Origin of the sequence: Phenylobacterium sp. (assembly GCF_036495085.1) — a bacterium.
Classification (GTDB): Bacteria; Pseudomonadota; Alphaproteobacteria; order Caulobacterales; family Caulobacteraceae; genus Phenylobacterium.
On sequence record NZ_DASXNL010000174.1, the window covers coordinates 20,401 to 41,866 of the forward strand.

At 65.5% G+C, this 21,466-nt stretch carries 20 protein-coding genes; 2 read left to right on the forward strand and 18 right to left on the reverse strand.

All coding sequences use genetic code 11. The features are described 5' to 3' along the window. Window positions 1-7 precede the first annotated feature (7 nt). Window positions 8-1,291, forward strand: a complete 1,284-nt coding sequence (gene gltA / locus VGI62_RS19400) for a citrate synthase (RefSeq protein WP_331506214.1) — start codon at window positions 8-10, stop codon at window positions 1,289-1,291. On the opposite strand, the gene lpxB is transcribed toward gltA, so the two are convergent. The 17 genes from lpxB to sidA all read right to left on the reverse strand — a co-directional run bounded on the left by lpxB (window position 1,288) and on the right by sidA (window position 20,241). Beyond that, window positions 1,288-2,466, reverse strand: a complete 1,179-nt coding sequence (lpxB, locus tag VGI62_RS19405) for a lipid-A-disaccharide synthase (RefSeq protein ID WP_331506215.1) — start codon at window positions 2,464-2,466, stop codon at window positions 1,288-1,290. The two genes, gltA and lpxB, sit on opposite strands and share 4 nt — an antisense overlap. Further along, the gene (gene lpxI, locus VGI62_RS19410; protein ID WP_331506216.1) at window positions 2,463-3,302 is read right to left on the reverse strand and encodes a UDP-2,3-diacylglucosamine diphosphatase; all 840 of its coding nucleotides are present in this window, start codon (window positions 3,300-3,302) and stop codon (window positions 2,463-2,465) included. Before lpxI ends, lpxB begins: the two co-directional genes overlap by 4 nt. Next, window positions 3,302-4,099, reverse strand: coding sequence for an acyl-ACP--UDP-N-acetylglucosamine O-acyltransferase (lpxA, locus tag VGI62_RS19415; RefSeq protein ID WP_331506217.1), 798 nt, complete (start codon window positions 4,097-4,099; stop codon window positions 3,302-3,304). The genes lpxI and lpxA overlap by 1 nt, the downstream gene beginning before the upstream one ends. Further along, window positions 4,096-4,569, reverse strand: coding sequence for a 3-hydroxyacyl-ACP dehydratase FabZ (fabZ, locus tag VGI62_RS19420; RefSeq protein WP_331506218.1), 474 nt, complete (start codon window positions 4,567-4,569; stop codon window positions 4,096-4,098). The genes lpxA and fabZ overlap by 4 nt, the downstream gene beginning before the upstream one ends. Continuing rightward, window positions 4,566-5,582, reverse strand: coding sequence for a UDP-3-O-(3-hydroxymyristoyl)glucosamine N-acyltransferase (lpxD, locus tag VGI62_RS19425; RefSeq protein ID WP_331506219.1), 1,017 nt, complete (start codon window positions 5,580-5,582; stop codon window positions 4,566-4,568). The genes fabZ and lpxD overlap by 4 nt, the downstream gene beginning before the upstream one ends. Before the next feature lie 28 nt (window positions 5,583-5,610). Continuing rightward, entirely contained in the window at window positions 5,611-6,291 is a 681-nt protein-coding gene (locus tag VGI62_RS19430) for an OmpH family outer membrane protein (protein ID WP_331506220.1), read from the reverse strand. A gap of 7 nt (window positions 6,292-6,298) precedes the next feature. Next, window positions 6,299-8,791: an outer membrane protein assembly factor BamA gene (bamA, locus tag VGI62_RS19435; protein ID WP_331506221.1), complete on the reverse strand. Its 2,493-nt coding sequence runs from the start codon at window positions 8,789-8,791 to the stop codon at window positions 6,299-6,301. Window positions 8,792-8,820: 29 nt separating this feature from the next. Beyond that, window positions 8,821-10,038, reverse strand: coding sequence for an RIP metalloprotease (locus tag VGI62_RS19440; protein ID WP_331506222.1), 1,218 nt, complete (start codon window positions 10,036-10,038; stop codon window positions 8,821-8,823). 17 nt (window positions 10,039-10,055) lie between these two features. Further along, complete coding sequence (locus VGI62_RS19445; RefSeq protein ID WP_331506223.1) at window positions 10,056-11,255, reverse strand: 1-deoxy-D-xylulose-5-phosphate reductoisomerase; 1,200 nt, start codon at window positions 11,253-11,255, stop codon at window positions 10,056-10,058. Next, entirely contained in the window at window positions 11,243-12,109 is an 867-nt protein-coding gene (locus VGI62_RS19450; protein ID WP_331506278.1) for a phosphatidate cytidylyltransferase, read from the reverse strand. Before VGI62_RS19450 ends, VGI62_RS19445 begins: the two co-directional genes overlap by 13 nt. Further along, complete coding sequence (gene uppS / locus VGI62_RS19455; RefSeq protein WP_331506224.1) at window positions 12,087-12,866, reverse strand: polyprenyl diphosphate synthase; 780 nt, start codon at window positions 12,864-12,866, stop codon at window positions 12,087-12,089. Before uppS ends, VGI62_RS19450 begins: the two co-directional genes overlap by 23 nt. Window positions 12,867-12,909: 43 nt before the next feature. After that, window positions 12,910-13,476: a ribosome recycling factor gene (gene frr, locus VGI62_RS19460; protein ID WP_331506225.1), complete on the reverse strand. Its 567-nt coding sequence runs from the start codon at window positions 13,474-13,476 to the stop codon at window positions 12,910-12,912. 31 nt (window positions 13,477-13,507) lie between these two features. Continuing rightward, window positions 13,508-14,227, reverse strand: coding sequence for a UMP kinase (gene pyrH / locus VGI62_RS19465; RefSeq protein ID WP_331506226.1), 720 nt, complete (start codon window positions 14,225-14,227; stop codon window positions 13,508-13,510). A 111-nt stretch (window positions 14,228-14,338) separates the two neighbouring features. Continuing rightward, window positions 14,339-15,277, reverse strand: a complete 939-nt coding sequence (tsf, locus tag VGI62_RS19470; RefSeq protein ID WP_331506227.1) for a translation elongation factor Ts — start codon at window positions 15,275-15,277, stop codon at window positions 14,339-14,341. A 95-nt stretch (window positions 15,278-15,372) separates the two neighbouring features. Next, window positions 15,373-16,308: a 30S ribosomal protein S2 gene (gene rpsB / locus VGI62_RS19475; protein WP_331506228.1), complete on the reverse strand. Its 936-nt coding sequence runs from the start codon at window positions 16,306-16,308 to the stop codon at window positions 15,373-15,375. A 358-nt stretch (window positions 16,309-16,666) separates the two neighbouring features. Next, window positions 16,667-20,104, reverse strand: coding sequence for a DNA polymerase III subunit alpha (gene dnaE, locus VGI62_RS19480; protein WP_331506229.1), 3,438 nt, complete (start codon window positions 20,102-20,104; stop codon window positions 16,667-16,669). Between the two features lie 47 nt (window positions 20,105-20,151). Next, the gene (gene sidA / locus VGI62_RS19485) at window positions 20,152-20,241 is read right to left on the reverse strand and encodes a cell division inhibitor SidA (protein ID WP_331506230.1); all 90 of its coding nucleotides are present in this window, start codon (window positions 20,239-20,241) and stop codon (window positions 20,152-20,154) included. Between the two features lie 266 nt (window positions 20,242-20,507). On the opposite strand from sidA, the gene VGI62_RS19490 reads away from it, so the two are divergent. Beyond that, entirely contained in the window at window positions 20,508-20,894 is a 387-nt protein-coding gene (locus VGI62_RS19490; RefSeq protein ID WP_331506231.1) for a Spy/CpxP family protein refolding chaperone, read from the forward strand. An 8-nt stretch (window positions 20,895-20,902) separates the two neighbouring features. Here VGI62_RS19490 and VGI62_RS19495 read toward each other — a convergent pair whose 3' ends face one another. Continuing rightward, window positions 20,903-21,406, reverse strand: coding sequence for a hypothetical protein (locus VGI62_RS19495; protein ID WP_331506232.1), 504 nt, complete (start codon window positions 21,404-21,406; stop codon window positions 20,903-20,905). Window positions 21,407-21,466 lie beyond the last annotated feature (60 nt).

The window sequence follows — 21,466 nt, forward strand, 5'->3', positions numbered from 1 at the left end:
GATAGGTATGGCCGACACGGCGAAGATCAGCATCGGCGGCAAAACGATCGACCTGCCGGTGCTGAAGGGCACGACAGGCCCCGACGTGGTCGACATCCGCAAGTTCTACGCCGAGAGCGACGCCTTTACCTACGACCCGGGCTTCACCTCGACGGCGAGCTGCGAGAGCAAGATCACCTATATCGACGGCGACGCCGGCGTTCTGCTGCACCGCGGCTATCCGATCACCGAGCTCGCCGAGAAGTCGAATTTCCTGGAGGTCTGTTACCTCCTTCTGCACGGCGAGCTGCCGACCGCCGCCGAGTACACGACCTTCGAACACAACATCACCTACCACACGATGCTGCACGACCAGTTCGATAGGTTTTTCCAGGGCTTCCGACGGGATGCTCATCCGATGGCGATCATGACCGGCGCCGTCGGAGCGCTGTCAGCCTTCTACCACGACAGCACCAACATTGACGATCCCGAGCAGCGGATGATCTCGTCGCACCGGCTGATCGCCAAGATGCCGACGATCGCCGCGCGGGCCTTCAAGTACTTCCGCGGCCAGCCCTTCGTTTATCCGCGCAATGACCTGTCCTATGCCGAGAACTTCCTGAAAATGAGCTTCTCGGTTCCGGCCGAGGATTGGAAGCCGAATCCCGTTCTGACGCGGGCGATGGACCGGATTTTCATCCTGCATGCAGATCACGAACAGAACGCCTCGACCTCGACGGTAAGGCTGGCAGGCTCCTCAGGCGCCAATCCGTTCGCCTGCATCGCGGCCGGCATCGCCTGCCTCTGGGGTCCGGCCCACGGCGGAGCGAACGAAGAAGCGCTGAACATGCTGAAGGAAATCGGGACCGTCGACCGGATCCCTGAGTACATCCAGGGTGTGAAGGATCGGCGCTACCGGCTGATGGGCTTCGGCCATCGCGTCTACAAGAACTACGACCCCCGCGCGACGGTGATGCAGAAGACCTGTCACGAAGTGCTTGACGAGGTCGGCCACGGCGACGACCCGCTGCTGAAGGTCGCGATGGAACTGGAACGGATCGCGCTCAGCGACGAGTATTTCATCGAGCGCAAGCTCTACCCGAATGTCGATTTCTACTCGGGCATCACGCTGCGCGCCCTGGGCTTCCCGGCGGAAATGTTCACGGTGCTGTTCGCGGTCGCGCGCACGGTGGGATGGATCGCCCAGTGGAAGGAAATGATCGAGGATCCAAATCAGAAGATCGGCCGTCCCCGCCAGCTCTACACCGGCTCCGCGCAGCGGCCTTACGTGCCCGTCGAAAAGCGCGGCTAAGGCCTGGCCCCTTTTCGGTCGGCGACGACCTTCAAGACCGCATCGGCGGCGGCTTCGGACGGATCGGGGCCGCCGCGACCCATGCGGTCAAGCGCGGCGTATTGGGCCAAAACCTGGCGGCTGCGCAGTTCCGGATCATCGAGCCTCAAGGCCACTTCGCGGGCCAGATTCGGCCCCGTGCACTGCGCCTGCACCAGCTCCGGCGCCACGAAGGCCTGGGCCGCGATGTTGAAAAGGGTGATGTATTTCGTGCGGATGAGCCCTTTGAGAAGGGCGTAGGTCACAGCTCCGATCCTGTAGCCTACGACCATGGCTACGCCCGCGAGCGCGACTTCCGTTGTCACGGTGCCGGAACATGCCAGCGCGACGGTGGCCGCCTTCATGGCGTCGAGCTTGCTCTCGTCGCCTTCGATCACGTGAGCGCGGAACGACCAGCCGGCGACGCGGGCCTTGACGAGGTCGGCGACGGTGGGGGTGGTCGGCACGACGATATGCAGGTCCGGGCGCTGCGCCTTCAGCCGCCGCACGGCGTCCTCGAAAGGCGGCAGAACGCGCTGGATCTCGCCTGGCCGACTGCCGGGCAGAACCAGCAGTATCGGATCTTCAAGCCCTGCGCCGATCTGGGCGCGCAGGCGCTGGGGATCGGCTTTTGAGAAGTTGAGGTTGAGCGCCGAATTGCCGACGAACGTCACCGGCAGGCCTTCCGCTTCGAAGTACGGCGCATCGAAGGCGTGGATCGACAACAGGTGATCGACGGCGCCGGCGAGGGTTTTCGCCCGATGGGGTCTGGTCGCCCAGACCTGCGGCCCGACGTATTTGATCAGCGGCAGCGCGGGATCGAGCCGGCGCAGGCGCTGGGCGACCCTGAGCGTGAACCCCCAGGAATCGATCAGCACCGCCACGTCGGGCTTCTCACGGGCCGCCAGGGCGGCGGCCTCGTCAGCGCGCCGGACGATGCGAGGATAGGCCAGCAGGCCCTCCAGCAGGCCCAGGATCGAGATGTCGGCGATGTCGAAGGGGCTCTCGACGCCCTCAGCGGCCATCCGCTCGCCGCCGACACCGACGAAACGGACACCCTCGCCCATGCGGCGCTTCAACGCCCGCGCCAGCCCCGCGCCCCGATCATCGCCCGAGGCTTCCGCCGCCACCAGCATGACGGTCAGGGGACGGGTCATGACGCCTGCGGCTCCACCCCCAGAATGAAGACCCCGAGTTCGTCGGCGAGCTGGATGACAGCTTCCCGGTCCAGGACAAGCAGATGGCCCGCCTCGCCCACAATGCCGGCCAGGCCCGCGCTCGCCACACCGCGAATGGTCGCCAGACCGATCGTGGGCAGGTCCACGCGCTTTTCCTGGGTCGGCTTGGTCGCCTTGGCCAGGACGCCGGCGCTCGCGCCAGGCCTGCCGCGCAACGCCTGCGGAAGGTTGGCCACCCGCGCCAGCATGGCGTCGGTGCCTTCTGCGGCTTCTACCGCCAGCACCAGGCCGCGGCAGACGGCGACTGCCTGGCCCACGTCGAGCCGACCTATGGCGCGGGCGACGTGCATCGCATGTTGGACGTCGGCAAGCTGGTCCTCAGAGGGCGACAGGCGGCCTAACGGACCGAGATCCAGGCCGAGATCGTCCATGACCTCATGCGCGCCCTCGACAATGAAGCCTTCTTTCTCGAACTCGCCCACCAGCATCCGCAGAAGTGCGTCGTCGCCCTTGCGCGCCGCGGCGATGGCGGCCGGCAAGGCGGTTAGGCCGCGCAGGTCCGGCATCAGGGTCGCAAAATCGGGCCGCGCGACGTTGCCCACCAGGCACACCGCCCGACAGCCCTCCCGCTTCAGCGCCTTGATGCATTTGCCGAGTTCGGCGAGGCCAACCTCGGCGCCTGCAAAGGGCAAGAGTTCGGGTCCGGCGAAACCTCTCAGGCGGATGACGTACAGCGGGCGCCCCGCGCGCACGCAATGCTCGGCGATCTCGACGGGCAGGCTTCCGCCGCCGGCGATCAGCCCGAGCTTCTGCATCAGACTTCGCGTTCAGGCAGGCAAAGCGGACGTCCAGCGTCGGCGCGGATGAAGTCGATGATCTCCATCACCGGGGCGCTATGGCCGAACGTCACCGCGGTATCGTCGATGCGTTCCTGAAAAGTGCCTTCCTCGGCGAACAGCAGGCGGTAGGCCGAGCGCAGCTCACCGATGGTGTCGCGGCCGAAGTCGCGGCGTTTCAGGCCTACGAGGTTCAGGCCTTCGAGGTGAGCGTGGTTGCCCCAGACCAGCCCGTAGGGAATCACGTCCTTGGTCACCGCCGCCAGGCCGCCGATAAACGAATATCGCCCGACCCGGCAATACTGGTGCACGGCTGCCAGGCCGCTCACCATAACGAAGTCCCCAATGTGCACGTGGCCGCCGAGCGTCGCGGAATGCGCCAGGATGACATTGTCGCCGACCGAGCAGTCATGGCCGACATGGCTGGTCGCCATGTACATGCCGTCGTCGCCAACCTTGGTCACGGCGCCGCCCTGAGGCGTGCCGATGTGCATAGTCACATGTTCCCAGATCTTATTCCGGTCGCCGATGATCAGTTCGGTGGGCTCGCCCTGGTAACCGGTATGATGCGGTGGCCCCCCTAGATTTGCGAAATTGCGCACCGTGCAATCCTCGCCGATCTGCGTATGGCCCTCGACGACCACATGCGAGGCAAGCATCGTCCGTGCGCCAATCTTGGCGTGCTCGCCGATGATCGAATACGGACCGATGCTGACGCCATCGGCCAGTTCGGCGCCCTTGGCGATGATTGCCGTCGGATGGATGTCAACGCTCACTGGGTATCCACCACCATGGCCGCGAATTCGGCTTCGGCCGCGACCTTTTCGTCGACCAGGGCGCGGCCGCGGAATTTGAACACATCGCCTCGCGCGCGCACAACCTCGACCGCCAGTCGGATCACCGCGCCGGGACGGACTGGCGCGCGAAAGCGGCAATTGTCGAGCGACATGAAGAAGATGGCCTTGCCGCCGACGTCGACGTTCAGCGATTTCGACATCAGCACCGCGCCGGTCTGCGCCAGCGCCTCGACGATCAGCACACCGGGCATCACCGGGTAGTCCGGGAAGTGACCCTGGAAGAAGGGCTCATTCACCGTCACGCACTTGATGCCGACGATGGATTCGTGCGGCTTGTAGTCCTCACATCGATCGACCAGCAGGAACGGATAGCGATGCGGGATGCGCGCCAGGATCTCGGTGATGTCGATATCGGTGGGCGTGTCGCTCACCGGCGCCTTGCGGCTCATGCGTCGCCCTCTTTGCGGCTCGCTTGCTTGCCGAGCCACGTCACTTCCCGCATCCACTGACGGAGCGGCTTGGCAGGGAAGCCGCCCCAGGTCTCACCGGCCGGAACGTCACGCATAACCCCGCCGGCCGCGCCAATCCGCGCCCGGTCACCGATGGTGAGGTGGTCGGCCACCCCGGCGCGGCCCCCGAACTGTGCGCCATCTCCGATGGTGACACTGCCGGAAATCCCCGTATGGGCGGCCATTACGCAATTTCGCCCGACACGGGTGTTGTGTCCGATCTGCACCTGATTGTCGATCTTGGTGTTTTCGCCAAGCACGGTGTCTTCAAAAGCGCCACGATCGACACAGCTGTTGGCCCCGACACTCACGCCGTCCTGCAGGATGACACGCCCAAGCTGCGGGATGTCGATAAGGCCCTTGGGCCCCGCGGTCGCGCCAAAGCCCGCTTCGCCAATCGCCGCGCCGGCCAAGATGCGGACCCGATCACCGATAAGCGCGAAACCAATGGTGACGTTGGCGGAAATCTCGCAATCACGGCCGACCGCGACGCCCGGCCCGATCACCGTGTTCGCTCCGATGCGCGTGCCGCGGCCGATCTGGGCCCCTGCCGCGACCACCACGCCCGGTCCGAGCAGCACACCGGGCTCGATTGTGGCTTCGGGAGAAACGAGCGTGTCCCCGGCGTTGAACCGAGCGCGATGAAGACGTCCCGCCGCCATCGCATAGCCTGCCTGCGGCGAGGCGGTCGCCAGGGCCGCGCAACCTGGGGGCAAGGCCGCTGCGTTATCGGGGGACACGAAACAGGCGCCGGCGCGGGTTTCTTGCGCCAACGCCAGCAGTTTCCTGTCGCTCAGGAATGTGACTGTTTCGGCGGTCGCGCCGGCCATCACCGAGACGGAGTTTATCAGGCGGCCGCCCGTGGCGGGGTCGGCCAGGCGGGCGCCCGTCAGCTCAGCCAGTTCGGAGAGCGTGACGGGCCCCAGGTCTTCGAAGAAGCGCGGATCGGGCATGGTTTGAGTGCGGCGACCCGCCCTAGGTTTACCGCTTGGCCGGAGCCGCCGGACGCGCGGTCTGCGGCGTCTGGACGATCGGCGGGGCTCCGCCGGGCGCGGCAGCCTGCGCGGTATCGAGATGTTCACGGTCGAAGGCGAACTGGGTGATCTTGGCGTTCAGCGCGGTCACCACCTGCGGGGTGATGTCCATCGCCGGGTTGGCGATCACCACGGCGGTGCGCTGCAGAAGCACCGAGCAGGCCTTCTGCTGATAGACTTGCCGGATCAGCGGCTCCATTTCCTGGCCGATACGGCCCACGGCCTTCTGCTCGGTTGCCGAGACTTCGCGGTCGCGTACCTGGGCCTTGCGCTGAAGCGTATTGGCGCGGACTTGGATCGCGGAAGCCTGTTGCTCGAAGGAGGCTTGGTCGAGGCTGGCGCGGCGGCCGTCGAGCGCTTTGGCGTCGTTGTCGAGCGCGGCCTTCTCGCCGTTCAGCTCGGCGTTCACCTGGGCGACGATCTGCTGCATGCGACCTTCGACGTAGCGACCGACGGTGGAGGTGCCGATAGCGTTCTCCAGCGACATGATGCAAACGCCCGGTATGGCCGGGCCGTGCGTAACCGCGGGCGCGGTAGGCGCGGGAGCGGCTTGCGCGAACGCGCTGGAGCCGGCCGAGACGGCGACGGCGGCGGCGAGGATGCCGGCGGCGATGGATTTGGTGGTCATGATATTCCTAGAACCGGGTTGAGGTTGAGAACCTGAAGGTTTCGGTCTTGTCGTAGTCCTGCTTCAGGAGAATCTGGCTGAAGTCGAAGCGGATCGGACCCATGGGCGACTTCCAGAAGATACTCAGGCCCGCCGAGGCGCGTGGCGCAAGGTCATCCTTGATCAGCGGATCATTGATGGGCAGACCCGTGGTGGGATCGATGGACTTTTTGTCCACGTTGTCGAGGAGACCAAGTGTCCCAACGTAGGTGAACAGCGCAGCCTTGATCCCGTACTGCTCGGGCAAGAAGGTTGGAATTGTCAGCTCCGCCGAACCGATCGCATAAACCTTGCCGCCTAGCGCATCGGTGCGCCCGAGGTTCAGGTCGCGCGGGCCGATACCAGCGGTCTGGAAGCCGGGGAAGCTGTTGCCGCCTTCATAGAAGCGGTCGTTGATCCGGACGTGGTCGCCGCCCCAACCCTCGACAACACCGCCTGTGCCGGTGATGCTCAGGATGTAGGTCTTGTTGAAGCCGTAGTACCAGCCGCCGTCGCCCTCGGTCTTGACGTACTTCACGTCGCCACCAAGGCCCGCGAAGTCCTGGTTGACCTGGAAGTAGAAGCCGCGGGTCGGATTGATTGCGTCGTTGCGTCGGTCCAACCGATAGCCGTAGCCGACCAGGGAGGTCAGGAAGTTGCCGCGCTGCGCGCACAGCGAGGGCGAGACCAGCAGATTGGCCGGGTCGCAGAACGAGGGGTCGATCTCAACATCGTCGGTGCGCAGGGTGTAGCGCAGTGACCCGCGCGAATTGAGACTGAGCGGGAAGTTCAGCCGCACCCCGGTGCCGAGACTGGTGGTCTTGTAGGCTGAGAACTGGGTCAGGTCGTACTTGTAGTAGTAGGCATCGTAACCGGCCGCGAGGTCGCGGCCGAGGAAGCGCGGCTCGGTGAACGAGAAGTCGACCTGCTGGCGCAGCGAGCCGATCGAGATGCGGGCGCGCACGTTCTCGCCGCGACCCCGGAAGTTGCGTTCGGTGACGCCAAGGTCGACCACCAGCTGGTCGACCGACGAGTAGCCGGCGCTGAACGAGAGTTCACCCGTGGGCTGTTCGTCGACCTTCACTTGCAGGCCTGTGCGGTCCGGCGCCGAGCCCGGGACCTCGGTGATTTCGACGTCCTTGAAGAAGCCGAGCGCCTTAATCTGGTTCTTGGAGCGATCCACCAGCACGCGGTTGTAGGCGTCGCCCTCGACGACGTTCATCTCGCGGCGGATCACATAGTCCAGGGTGCGGGTGTTGCCGACGATGTCGATACGATCGACGTAGACCCGCGGCCCCTCTTTCACCTCGAAGTCCACGTCGACCGTGCCCTTGGCCCGGTTGGGAACGTAGCGCGGACGCACGTCGACGAAGGCAAAGCCCGCCGCGCCGGCGGCGAAGGTCAAGGCGTCCGACGCCTGCTCGATCTTCTCGTCCTGATAGATGTCCCCGCGGTGGAACGGCACCAGCGCCCGAAGCACGTTCTTGTCGAGCTTCTTAAGGTCGGTCTCGACGTTGATTTTGCCGAACCTGTACTCCGGACCTTCGTCCAGGGTGTAGGTGACGACGAAGCCGTTCTTGTCGGGCGAGAGCTCGGCGACCGCGGAACTGACGCGGAAGTCGTAGTAGCCCCGGTTGCGGTAGTACTTGCGCAGCTGCTCCTTGTCGTACTCGAGCCGGTCCGGGTCGTAGTTGGCGTTGGATGAGAAGAATTTGTACCAGTGCGACTGTTCGGTCACCACGACGTCGCGAAGGTCGTTGTCCGAAAACGCCTTGTTCCCAAGGAAGTTGACGCGCAGGACGCCGCTCTTGGGGCCCTCATCGATCTTGAAGATCAGGTCGACCCGCTTTTGCGGCAGCTCGACGATCTGCGGCGTCACCGTGGCGGAGATCCGGCCGGAGCGCCGATAGAGTTCGACGATACGCCCCACGTCAGCCTGCGCCTTGGCGCGGGTGAAGATGCCACGGGGGCGCACCGTCACCTCGTCGCGCAGCTTGTCTTCCTTGATGCCGGAATTGCCCTCGAACAGCACCCGATTGATGATCGGGTTCTCAACGACGGTGATGACGAGGTCACCGCTGTTGAAGTCAATTTTCACGTCTGAGAACAGATCCGTGCGGAAGAGCGCCTTCAGGCCTGCGTCGATCTTCGCCGGGTCAATCGTCTCGCCCACCGAGATCGGTAGGTAAGAGATCACAGTGGTGGGCTCGATCCGCTCGTTGCCGCGCACCAGGATCCGCTGCACGACCCCGCTCTGCACGACCGGCGTCTGCGGCGCAGGCGTCGTAGCCGCACCGGGGGTCACTGGAGCGGCGGGCGCGGCGGTTGGAGCGGCAGGCGGTGCGGGCGCGCGAGATGGCGCCGCGCCCGGGCCAGGCGGCGGCTGCGCGAACGCCAGGCTAGGCGTCGCGAGCGCGGTTGAGGCCAGAAGACCGGCAAGGCCGGAAACTAGCGCAGCGCTACGGGCGCGGTGTCGATGCATCGAATCAGCCGTTTTGGAAAAGTTGGGGGTTAGGAGAATAGCCCGCCAAGGAAATTGAACACACGCAGGCGCTGCAGATCGTTCACGGTGGCGAACAACATCAATCCGAGAACTAGCGCAAGGCCCACGCGATACCCTACCGCCTGAACCTTGGCAGCAAGTGGGCGTCTCGCCACAGCCTCATAGGCGTAAAACAGCAGGTGTCCCCCATCCAGCACAGGAATCGGCATCAGATTGAGGAATCCGATGCCGACCGAAATATTAGCAACAAGCAGCAGCGCCGTCAGAAAAGCGTTGGCGGCGAAAGACGGCAGGTCCTTCGACGCGCTCGCCGTCTGCTTGGCGAGATCGCCCGAGATCTGGGCCATCCCCAGCGGTCCGGAAATCTGGTCGGCGCTCTCGCGACCGCTCACCATCCGACCGATATAGAAAACTGTGGTGCGGACGACGTCGACGGTCTTATCGACGCCTCCGGCCAACGCCTGAATAGGATTGTAGCGCTGGACCCGCCGCTCGTCGGCACGGTCGGCGAACTGGATTCCGACCATCCCCAGGCGATGCTTGTGCCCGACGGCGTCGGTGACGTCGCCGCGCTCGGGCGTGGCCACCAGATTCACCTGTTGCCCGCCACGTTCTACGACGAAGGGGATTGGTACTCCGGTGCGCAGGATGATCAGTTGCTTGACGCTGTCGAAGGTCCTGATCGGTTTGCCGTCCGCCTTGACGATGACATCGCCCGCTTGGAACCCGGCCCGCGCCGCGGGGCCGCCCGGCACGACCTTTTCGATTCGCGCTGGCACGATCGTCTCGCCGAGCACCATGAGTAGGGTGGCGAAGATCGCAATGGACAGCAGGAAGTTGGAGACCGGGCCTGCCGCGCTGATCACCATGCGCTGCCAGATCGGCTTGAAGTGATAGTAGCTTCCAAGCGCGGCGGTCCCTTCCCGCGCCACCAGCTCGCGGCGCAGAACCTCCAGATCATCCTGATCGGGTACGCTTGCGGCATTGTCGTCGCCGGCGAAGCGAACGAAACCGCCGACCGGAAGCCAGCCCAGCCGCCACTCCACTCCGGATCTGTCGGTCCAGTGGGCTAGCGGCTTGCCGAAACCGATGGAGAATTGGTCGATCTTGGTGCCAAGCGCCTTGGCCGCAAGGAAGTGGCCGAACTCGTGGACAGTTATGACCACACCCACCACGACCAGGAACGGGATGACGTAGAATAGCAGATTGGACAGAAGACCGGTCATCAGCTGTCTCTACTCCTTCAGGCCGGCGCCATTAGGCCGCCAACAACTTCCTCGGCCACGCGGCGCGCGGTCGCATCGGTTGAGCGGGCCGCTTCCACAAGATCGTTCTCGGCCCGCCAGAGCAGATTCTGGCGATCCATCCGGATCAATGTCTCTTCCACAGTTGCGGCGATATCAAGGAAGCCGATTCGCCGGCCCAAAAACGCGGCCACGGCCACTTCGTCCGCCGCGTTCATGGCCGTGGGCGCGACGCCGCCGGCGGTAAGCGCCGATTTGGCGACGCGGAGCGCCGGAAAGCGGTCGAGGTCGGGGTCTTCGAAGCTGAGAGGCCCACAACGCGCCAGATCGAGCTTTTGAGCGGGCCAGGGCAGCCGATCCGGCCACGCAAATGCGCACGCGATCGGCGCGCGCATGTCCGGCGGGCCGAGTTGGGCAAGCGTCGAGCCATCGGCGTATTCCACAAGGCTGTGGACGATGGACTGAGGGTGGATCAGCACCTCGACGCGCTCCGGAGGCATGGCGAAGAGGTAAGCCGCCTCAATCACTTCGAGGCCCTTGTTCATCATGGTGGCCGAATCCACCGAAATCTTGGCGCCCATGCTCCAGTTTGGATGCGCCAGGGCCTGTTCCGGCGTGGCTCGCGCCATCTGCTCGCGCGTCCAGGCGCGGAAGGGACCGCCGGAAGCCGTCAAGATCAACCGCGCCACATGCTGGGCGTTGGATGGGGAGAACACCTGGAAGATCGCCGAGTGCTCAGAGTCCACCGGAATCACCACGCCGCCGGCGAGCTTGGCGGCGCGCAGCAGCCCTGGCCCAGCGCAGATCAGGCTCTCCTTGTTGGCGAGCGCAACAATGGCCCCTGCCTTTGCCGCCGCGAGCGTGGGCGCCAGGCCCGCAAATCCGACAATTGCCGACATGACCCACTGAGCGTCGGCTGCGGCGGCTTCAACGACCGCGGCCGAGCCGGCAGCGGTCCGGACCCCGGAGCCTGCCAGCCGCTCTCGCAGCCGCGGCAGGGCCGACTCATCCTCAATCACCGCAAGCTGCGGGCGCCACTGCAGCGCCTGGTCCGCCAGCAGCTCCACATTTCGGCCCGCCGCCAGCGCCACGACCTCTACCTCGACCTTGGCTTGGGCAAAGAGGTCAAGCGTCGAGACCCCGATGGAGCCCGTCGAGCCCAGGACCGTGACTTTTCTCGGTAGGCTCAATGGCCCCATCCGATCTCATTGGCCAGGCGCGCGGCCGCCATCACCACCACAGCGAACATCAACCCATCCACACGGTCGAGCAAGCCGCCATGGCCCGGGATGATATCCCCCGAGTCCTTGACGCCGAAACGACGCTTCAGCGCCGATTCCCAAAGATCGCCCGCCATGGTCGCCAGTCCGACCGCCAGACCAATGAACGCAGCCGCCCAGAGGTTCAGCTGGAAATACGGCAGGGACGCCATCAGCGCACCCGTCGCCATGGCTGCAGCCAGGCCGCCAAAGAATCCCGACCATGTCTTGTTCGGCGAGAACCGGGGCCAGAGCTTCGGGCCCTTGAGCACGCTGCCGACGGCGAAGGCGCCGATATCGGCCGCCCAGGTGGCGGCAAAAAGCATGAGCGTCCACCAGACACCCTGGTTGGTGGCGCGCAGCCACACCAGGCACACGGCCGCGGGCGCGATGTAGAAGACCCCATAAGCTGCGTCCGCAGGCCGCTCGGCCACGCCCCGAGCCACCAGGGCTGCGGCCAGGGCGCCTACCGGCAGGGCCAGCCAAGCGAGCACGAAATGCTTCTCGTAACCGAGGAACACGGCCGAGAGCACGGCCGCTGTCACCGCCGCAGACACCCGCACCGGCGCGCCGGGCGCGCTCATCCCACCCCACTCGATGGCCAGAAGCGCAACGCCGATTGAGATCAGCAACAGATAAGGCAGAGCCTCCTGTCGGCCCTGCAACGCCGGCACGAAGTGCTGATGCTGCCCTAGGGTGGCGTATAGGGCCGTTGGGACCAGGACCACGCCCGAGGCGATCCTCAGGCCCAGGTTGGACCAATCGAAACGCCTAGCCTGCGGCAAGGACGTCATCGGCCACGACGGCGCCGTACCGGCGATCACGCGTGTGATACTCGGCGATGGCGGCCTTCAGGTGTTCAGGCGAATAGTCGGGCCAAAGGACGTCCTGAAACACGAACTCCGCGTAGGCCGCCTCCCATAGGACGAAGTTTGACAAACGTTGCTCGCCCGACGGCCGCACGATCAGATCAGGCGGCGGCAGGTCGCGGGTGGAAAGGTAGCGGGCAAATCCGGCCTCGGTGAGATCGGCCGGCTTGGCGCGCCCGGCAGCTACCTCCTCGGCGAAACGCTGGGCGGCGTCCGTAATGTCGGCCTGACCGCCGTAGTTGAAGGCGATGGTCAGGAAAAGATTGGAGTTGTGGGCCGTCCGCGCCTCGGCCTCGCGGCAGATCTTGAGGAGGTCGCGGGACAATCCCTCCTGGCGGCCGATCACGCGCACGCGGACGCCTTCACGCTCCAGCCTGGGCAGATCGCTGCGGAAGTAGCGCTGCGGAAGCGCCATCAACTCCGCCACTTCAGCGACAGGACGGCTCCAGTTTTCGGTCGAAAAGCCGAAGATCGTCAGCCAACGAATGCCCAGCCCCTGCGCTGCCTGGACGATACGCTTCAGCGCCTCGACGCCCGCCTGGTGGCCGACGGTCCGAGGCAGGCCCCGGCGTTTGGCCCAGCGCCCGTTGCCGTCCATGACGATGGCGACGTGCAACTGGGCACCTTGCCCCGCGCCTTGGTCAGGCGCGCCCGTGGACGGCGTGTTCTCTTGGGCGGCCATTGAGGTGGATTTCGGTCCTTAAGGCTTTCGTCGGCGCACGGCCTTAGACGTGCATGATCTCTTGTTCTTTGGTTTTCAAGGCTTCGTCCACGCGCCTGATCGCCTCATCGGTCAGCTTCTGCACCTCGGCTTCCATGCGCTTTTCCTCGTCCTGACTTATGACGTGGGCCTTCTCGGCGGCGCGCAGGTCCTCGTTGGCGTCACGCCGAATGTTGCGCACAGCAATGCGTTGCTGCTCGGCGTACTTGCCGGCGATCTTAGCGAGATCCTTGCGGCGCTCTTCGGTAAGCGGCGGGATCGGGATCCGGAGGTTCTGGCCGTCCGTCACCGGATTGAGGCCCAGGCCTGCGGAGCGGATGGCCTTTTCCACGGAGATCACCAACGCCTTGTCCCAGACGCTGACGCTGATCATCCGAGGTTCCGGCACCGAGACCGCACCGACCTGGTTGATTGGCATGGTCGAGCCGTAGGCGTCCACGTGCACCTGGTCGAGGAGGCTGGCGGATGCGCGGCCGGTTCGCAGGCTCGCGAACTCTTCCTTGAGGGCATTGACCGCCTTGTCCATGCGGTCCCGGTATTTGGAAAGCACCGGCTTTTCGGCGGTAGCCATGTTGTCGCTCCCTTCGTCGCGGCTGGAGGTCTTAGGCGATGGTCGTGAAGACGCCGTCGCCCTGCAACACCTTCAGGAGATTTCCCCGCTCACGGATCGAGAAGACCACGATCGGGATGTGATTGTCGCGCATCAGGCTGACAGCGGACGTGTCCATGACGCGCAGATCCTTCGACAGGACCTCCTTGTAGCTCAAGGTCTCGTAGCGTTTCGCATCCGGATCCTTCTTCGGGTCGGCCGTATAGACGCCGTCGACGCTGGTACCCTTGAGCAGCACATCGCAGCCCATCTCTGCGGCGCGCAACGCGGCTGGAGTGTCGGTCGTGAAGAATGGAGCGCCGAGGCCCGCAGCGAAGATCACCACTCGCCCCTTCTCCAGATGGCGCAGGGCGCGACGGCGGATATAGGGCTCGCAGACTGCTTCCATGGGAATGGCGGACTGCACCCGGGTGTAGATGCCGATCTTCTCAAGCGAGGCCTGCAGGGCGAGTGCGTTCATCACCGTCGCCAGCATGCCCATGTAGTCTGCGCTGGCCCGCTCCATACCGCTCTCCGCCAGGGCCGCGCCACGGAAGATGTTGCCGCCGCCGACCACCAGGCAGACCTGCACGCCGGCCCGGACCACCTGGGCGACATCTTCGCAGACCGCCTGCAGCGTCTTGGGATCGATGCCGAACCCTTCACCGCCGACCCCCGCCTCCCCTGACAGCTTCAGGAGGATGCGTTTGTAGCGCGGCTGAGCGTCGGGCATGGGCGCTATCCCCCGGGGGTTCGTTGAATTGAGCTCTCGAGCTCAACATAGACCAAGGGCGCGGCGCGCGTCGAACGCACCGCGCCCTCGGAAAGTGACTCGCCGGGAAGCTTAGCCCTGGCCGGCGAGCGAGGCCACTTCGGCGGCGAAGTCCAGGCCCTCGGCCTTTTCCACGCCCTCGCCCAGCTGGAAGCGTACGAAGCCCTTCAGCGTGACGGGCGAGCCCACCTGCTTGGCGGTCTCGGCGACGAGTTGCTCGATGGTCTGATCCGGGTTCATCACGAAAGGCTGCTTCAGGAGCACAACCTCTTCCTGCCACTTGCGGATCCGGCCCTCGATCATCTTCTCAACCACGCCGATCGGCTTGCCGCTTTCCAACGCCTGCTCTGTGAGGAACTTCTTTTCCTTCTCGACGGCGGCCGGGTCGAGGTCGTCGGTGGAGAGCGCCAGCGGCGGCATCGGCGTGCCCGCCACGTGCATGGCGATCTTGCGCCCGACGTCCTTCAGTGCAGCCTGGTCGCCATCGCTTTCCAGCGCAACGATCACGCCCAGACGGCCAACGGCGTCGCCCTGCGCATTGTGCAGGTAGAGCGAGACCGCTCCCTGGCTCACCGTGAGGCGGGCCGAACGGCGCAGGCGCATGTTCTCGCCAATGGTGGCGATCATGTGGGTGACCATGTCCGCAACGGTCTGCCCCTTGTCCGTCTTGGCCGCGGAGATGGCCTCGACGCCCTCGGTGGTCAGGGCGACGTCGGCGATTTCACGCGCGGCTGACTGGAAGGTCTCGTTCTTGCCGACGAAATCGGTCTCCGCGTTCAGCTCGATCAGCGCGCCGGTCTTGCCGTCGGCGCTCACCTTGCCGGCCACCAAGCCCTCGGCGGCCGCGCGACCCGACTTCTTCTCGGCCTTGGACAGACCCTTCTTACGCAAAAGTTCCATGGCGGCTTCCATGTCGCCGCCGGTCTCTTGCAAGGCGTTCTTGCAATCCATCATGCCAACGCCGGACTTTTCGCGCAGGTCCTTGACCAGCGCAGCGGTGATCTCCGCCATGGTCAGCTCCTTTGAAGCTATAGAGGTCGGGCGGACTCCTCACGGAATCCGCCCTGAACAAGGGGTAGTCGGTCAGTAAGACGCTTTGAGGGGTCTCAGCTGGCCTGTTCTTCGCTCGGCTGCTCGGAGGCGGCTTCCGCTTCGGCGTCGGCGCCGGGAGCTTGCTCGTCCGGGGTCGGTTCAGCCTCGGCCACCGGCTCCGCAGCGGTTTCGCTCGCAGGCACGGCGGCTGCGGGTTCGGCGACCTTGGCCTTCTTCGGCTTGGCTTCGGTCGCAGCGTCTGCACGAGACAGCGACGGCTCCACGGGGGCCTCGGCCGCGCCGAGGTCGACGCCGGCGGCCGATTGGCCGGCGGCCAGGCCGTCGAGGATCGAGTCAGCCAGCAGGTCGCAGTAGAGCTGGATGGCGCGCGCGGCGTCATCGTTGCCTGGGATCGGGAAGGTGATGCCGTCCGGATTGCAGTTGGTGTCGAGAATCGCGATCACCGGAATGTTGAGCTTGCGCGCTTCCTGGATGGCGATCGCTTCTTTGTTGGTGTCGATCACGAACATCAGGTCGGGGATGCCGCCCATGTCCTTGATCCCGCCCAGGGAGAGCTCGAGCTTGTCGCGCTCGCGGGTGAGTTGCAGGAGCTCCTTCTTGGTGCGGCCGGTGTCGCTTTCCAGCACACCTTCCAGTTCGCGCAGGCGCGCGATCGAACCCGACACGGTGCGCCAGTTGGTGAGCGTGCCGCCTAGCCAGCGGTGGTTCACATAGTACTGGGCGCAGCGGCGGGCGGCGGTCGCGATCGGTTCCGACGCCTGACGCTTGGTGCCGACGAAAAGGATCCGTCCACCGCCGGCGGCGACTTCGCGCACCTTGACCAGGGCCTGGTGCAGAAGCGGGATCGACTGCGAAAGATCGATGATGTGGATGTTGGAGCGGCTGCCGAAGATGTAGCGCTCCATCTTCGGGTTCCAGCGGTGGGTCTGGTGGCCGAAGTGGGCGCCGGCTTCGAGGAGCTGACGCATAGAGAAATCGGGCAGTGCCATAGGTCTTGTCGTCCTTTATCCGGTTGAACCTCCGCAGGCACCCCCTCGCCAAGCACTGGGGAGAGGACCGGAATGGAAGCGGGCGGGATGTCTCCCCGCCGCGTCGCCAAACGCCTGCGTGTGGATTGAGGCCGGGCACTTAAGGGATCGAGCGCCAAAAAGCAACAGAGAGGCGTCGTCACCGGTGACGGTAGGCCCCTCTCGCACGTCAGCGGACAACCGAGGCGGGGCTTAGTTCTCGCCGGCAGACGAGACCAAGCGCCGGTGCAAGGGCCGCGAACGGCTGTCGGCGGGCCGTTCTCGCCGCAGGCGGAAGCCGGGCCTTGCAAGCTGAAACCTGTTCGCGAATCCCAAGACCCTAAAGGTCTTCGACGAGCATCACTCCAGACACTGTCTTGATCGCGCCGCGCACCGCGCCGTCGAGGGTGAAGCGGCCCGGGAGCTTCATCTCCACTTCCCGACCTGAACCCACCCCAGCGACCAGCACGATCTCGCCGCCGCGCGGGTTCGTCACGCCTTCCAGTCGCTTTTTCAGCGACTCGATCTCGGCGCTTCGCGCCGCCAAGTGCACCCGCAGGCCCGCGACGACGTTCTCGACCGCCTTGGCGACAGGCTCGGCCGTGTCGCCAAAAAAGCGGACCTCGCCATCCTTGGCCTTGGCGCGCACGGTGATGGCGACCGCGGCTCCGGGCTCCAGCAGGTCCCGGCAACGTCGCCAGCTCTCCGGCGGGAACAGCACCTCATACTCGCCGGTAGGGTCGGAAAGGGTCACGAAGGCGAACTTCTCGCCGGAACTCTGCGCCGCGCGCTCCTGCCTGCGCCGCACGACACCGGCCATGCGCAGCGCCTCGGCGCCGGCCTCCGCCTTGGCGATCGCGTCGGTGAGGAGCTCGGTGCGCCGGCGCCGCAGAGCCTCGACCATGTCGTCCAGAGGATGTCCGGAGAGATAGAAGCCGACGGCGGCCAGTTCCTCGTCCAGCCGCTGCACCGGAGTCCAGGGGTCGGCTCGCCGCATTTTCCGGGCGACCGCTGCAGCTGCAGCGGAGGCATCTCCCAGGAGATCCATCTGTTCCGAAGCCTGGCGCGCGGAGACGCCCTGGCCGTGGGCGACGAGCATCTCGGCGTTTTCCACGAGTTCGGCGCGATTTGGGTTCAGCGAGTCGAACGCGCCGGCGCGAGCCAGCGTCTCGAAGGTCCGCCGGTTGACCTGCCTGGGATCGACGCGCTCGACGAAATTGAAGATGTCAGTGAACGGCCCGCCGGCCCTGCGCACAGCGACGACATGTTCCATGGCCTGCAGGCCGACATTGCGGATCGCGCCCAGCGCATAGAGCACGTCCCCGTCCTCGACTTCGAAGTCGGCGCCCGAGACGTTCACGTCCGGCCTGCGGATCTTCACGCCGCACCGCTTGGCGTCCTGATAGAAGACCGACAACTTGTCGGTGTTGGCGAGGTCGAGGCTCATCGAGCCGGCGAAGAACTCGACCGGCGCGTTCGCCTTCAGCCAGGCCGTTTGATAGGCGATCAGGGCATAGGGCGCGGCGTGGGACTTGTTGAACCCGTAGCCCGAGAATTTTTCCATCAGGCCGAACAGCAGGTCGGCGAGATCGGGGGCCACGCTGCGCTCGGCGGCGCCGGACATGAAGCGCGCCCGCTGCTTGTCCATCTCCTCCTTCTTCTTCTTGCCCATGGCGCGGCGCAGCAGGTCCGCCTCGCCGAAGGAGTAGCCCGCCAGGATCTGGGCGATCTGCATCACCTGCTCCTGGTAGACGATCACCCCGTAGGTCGCCGTCAGCACCGGCGCCAACAGCGGATGCAGCACGTCGAGGGGTTTGCGCCCCATCTTGGTGTCGACATAGGCCGGGATCGAATCCATCGGCCCCGGCCGATAGAGCGAGATCAGCGCGGTCACCTCCTCCAGGGACTGCGGTCGCAGCTGGCGAAGGGTGTCGCGCATCCCCTGCCCTTCCATCTGGAACACGCCCACTGTCGCGCCCGCGGCCATCACCTCGTAGGCCGGCGCGTCGTCGAGCGGCAGGGTCTCCAGCGCAAAGCCCGCGCCACGCCGCTCCAGATGCTTCATCGCCCGGTCGACGACCGTCAGGGTCTTCAAGCCCAGGAAGTCGAACTTCACCAGCCCCGCGCTCTCCACCCACTTCATGTTGAACTGGGTTGCCGGCAGCTCGGAGCGGGGATCACGGTAAAGCGGCGCGAGCTGGGTCAAAGGCCGGTCGGAGATCACGATGCCGGCCGCGTGGGTCGAGGCGTTCCGGTAGAGGCCCTCCAGCTGCAGGGCGATATCCAGCAGCCGGGCCACCGATTCGTCCTCGTCGCGTGCGTGGCGCAGGCGCGGTTCGATCTCGATGGCCTTGGCGAGCGTCACCGGGTTCGCCGGGTTGGCTGGCACCATCTTGGCGAGTCGATCGACCTGCCCCAGGGGCAACTGCAACACACGCCCCACGTCGCGCAGCACAGCGCGTGCCTGCAGGGTTCCGAAGGTGATGATCTGGGCGACCCGGTCACGACCGTAGCGCTGTTGGACGTAGGCGATCACCTCATCGCGCCGCTCCTGGCAGAAATCGATATCGAAGTCGGGCATTGAGACCCGCTCGGGGTTCAGGAAGCGCTCGAAGATCAGGCCGTACTTCAAGGGGTCGAGGCCGGTGATCATCAAGGACCAGGCCACCAGCGAACCCGCGCCGGAACCGCGGCCCGGCCCCACCGGGACACCGTGCGCGACAGCCCACTTCATGAAGTCCGAGACGATCAGAAAGTAGCCTGCGAATCCCATCGAGGTGATGACGCCGATCTCCTTGGCCAACCGCTCCTCGTAGACCTCGATAGGCTGAGAGGGCGGGTTGATCTTCAGGCGGGCTATCAGGCCCTCGCGGGCCTGATAGGCCAGTTCGTCGTTTTCCGACCGGCCGCCTTCCGTCGGGAAGCGTGGCAAGATCGGGTCACGCTTGGGGACCGCAAAGGCACAGCGCCGCGCGATATCGAGGGTGTTGTCGCAGGCCTCGGGCAGGTCGGCGAAAAGGGCCCGCATGTCCCTCGCCGATTTGAACCAGTGCTCCGCCGTGACCCGGCGCCGCTCGTCCTGCCCTATGAAGGCGCCGTCGGCGATGCAGAGCAGCGCGTCATGGGCCAGATGCATGGCCGCGTTCTTGAAATAGACGTCGTTCGTCGCGACGAGCGGCACGTTCGCCTCATATGCGAAGGCCACCAGCTGCGGTTCCGCCGCCGCTTCGCCGGCCACGCCATGACGCTGCAACTCGACGTAGAATCGGTCTGCGAAGACCCGTTCCATTTCGGCCAAGACCGCGCGACCCTCCTTGACCTTCCCGGCCGAGAAGAGCGGGTCGGCCGGGCCGTCAGGGCCGCCCGAAAGTAGGATCAGTCCCTCGGCGTGCGCGCAGACCTTTTCCCAGGAGACGTTCGGCTCGTCAGCCGGGTCCACCTCCAGGAACGCCGCCGAGGAAAGTTCGCTGAGGTTCGCATAGCCCCGCTCATTCTGGGCCAGCAGCACGAGGGTGGGGGTTTTGGCCCAGCGCTCGGCTTGCCTCTCGCCGATGCCGCTGACCGGCAGCGCGCAGCCGATAATTGGCTGAACGCCTGCCTCCTTGGTGGTGATGGAGAATTCCAGTGCGCCGAACAGGTTCGCCCGATCGGTCAACGCCACCGCCGGCATGCCCTCGCCGGCCGCCAAGACTCCGATCTTGTCGGCCTTGATCGCCCCTTCCAGCAGGGAATAGGCGGAACGCACGCGCAGGTGGACGAAGCCCCCTTCGCCGCCCATGGGGCTCTCCGCGTCCACGCCTGCCGCCTCCCCCATCCGCATCGCGCTCAGCCCACGTGAGCCGCCACCACGCACATCATCCAGACAAAGCTCGCCACTGACGCAAAGGCCAGTGATTCCCGGGCCAGACGAACCATGTGTCGCATCCTCCTGTGGGCGTTGTTGTGGACAAGCCTGTGACTCGTTCCGCTTTCGTTCTTATTCCCTTTTTGTTCTCCTGGTCAAGCCGGTTAGGCCTTGGTCCCATCTCAGGCCCGTTGGACCACTGACTCGCATTTCCAGCCCCACTACGACGTGCGATAAACATCGCGAGGGTCGCGCTTTAGGGCTTTGCGCCATGCGTTGGATTGTCTTGGGGTTTTGCGCCGCTGTTGCGACCGCCGGCGGGGCGCGGGCGCAGCAAATGCAGCAAATGCCGCATTCGCAGCATGGTCAGTACGGGCAACAGCACGCCCAAGCGGAGCAGGCAGTCACTGCGAAACTGATCCGCCTGCACGATGAATTGCGGCTGAGCGACGGCCAAGAGGGCGCCTGGCACGACTATACGATGGCCATTGCGCCCGATCCTCAGGCGATTGCGCGCCACCGGGCGACGACAGAATTGCTGCCGCTGGTGCCTACGCCCAGGCGCATCGCGCTAATCGAGGCGACCATGGCGCAGGACGCCATCGACTTTCGACGCGAGAGCGCGGCGGTCAGCGCCTTCTACGCGCGCCTGACCCCTCAGCAGCAACAGATTTTCGACCGCGAGACGCTGCCGTCGGGCGCCCAAACACCGCAGCCGCAATAGCCAATCACTTAGCAGGGAACCCAGTGGTAGGCCTGCTTGGCGGTGTCCCAGACCCACGAGCCGCAAGCGGCCGGCGCCTGGCTTTCCTCGGCGCCCGGCGGCGGAGGGACGGCCTGCGTCCCCGGTGGCGCGGCAGAGTCATAGTAGACCGTCGACGGGCCCCAACCGTAATAGGGTCCGCCCCAGCCGTAGTAGGGTCCACCCCAGAACCAGGGGTTGAAAGCGCTCCAGCCCCAGCCGAAGCCAAGGCCGAAGCCCGTGAAGAACGGGACACCGACGAAGACCGTATTATGGAAGCCGTGGCCGCAACATCCGCCGTGGCCCCAGCTTCCGCCGCCATGGCTCCAGCCGCCGCCATTGGACCAGCCGCCGCCGCGCGAGCCGCCGGACATACCCCCGCCCCCGCTCCAGCCGCCGCCGCCGCCATGGCCCCAGCCGCCGCGCTGAGCCTCCGCCGGAGAGGCGAGAGTAAGGAGGGATACGCCCGCAAGCGCTACAAGGATCGTTTTCAAGCTAGCCTCCAAAGAGGCCGAGGCCCCGTGGGCCAAGGGTAAGCGTCCCGCGCGTAAGAT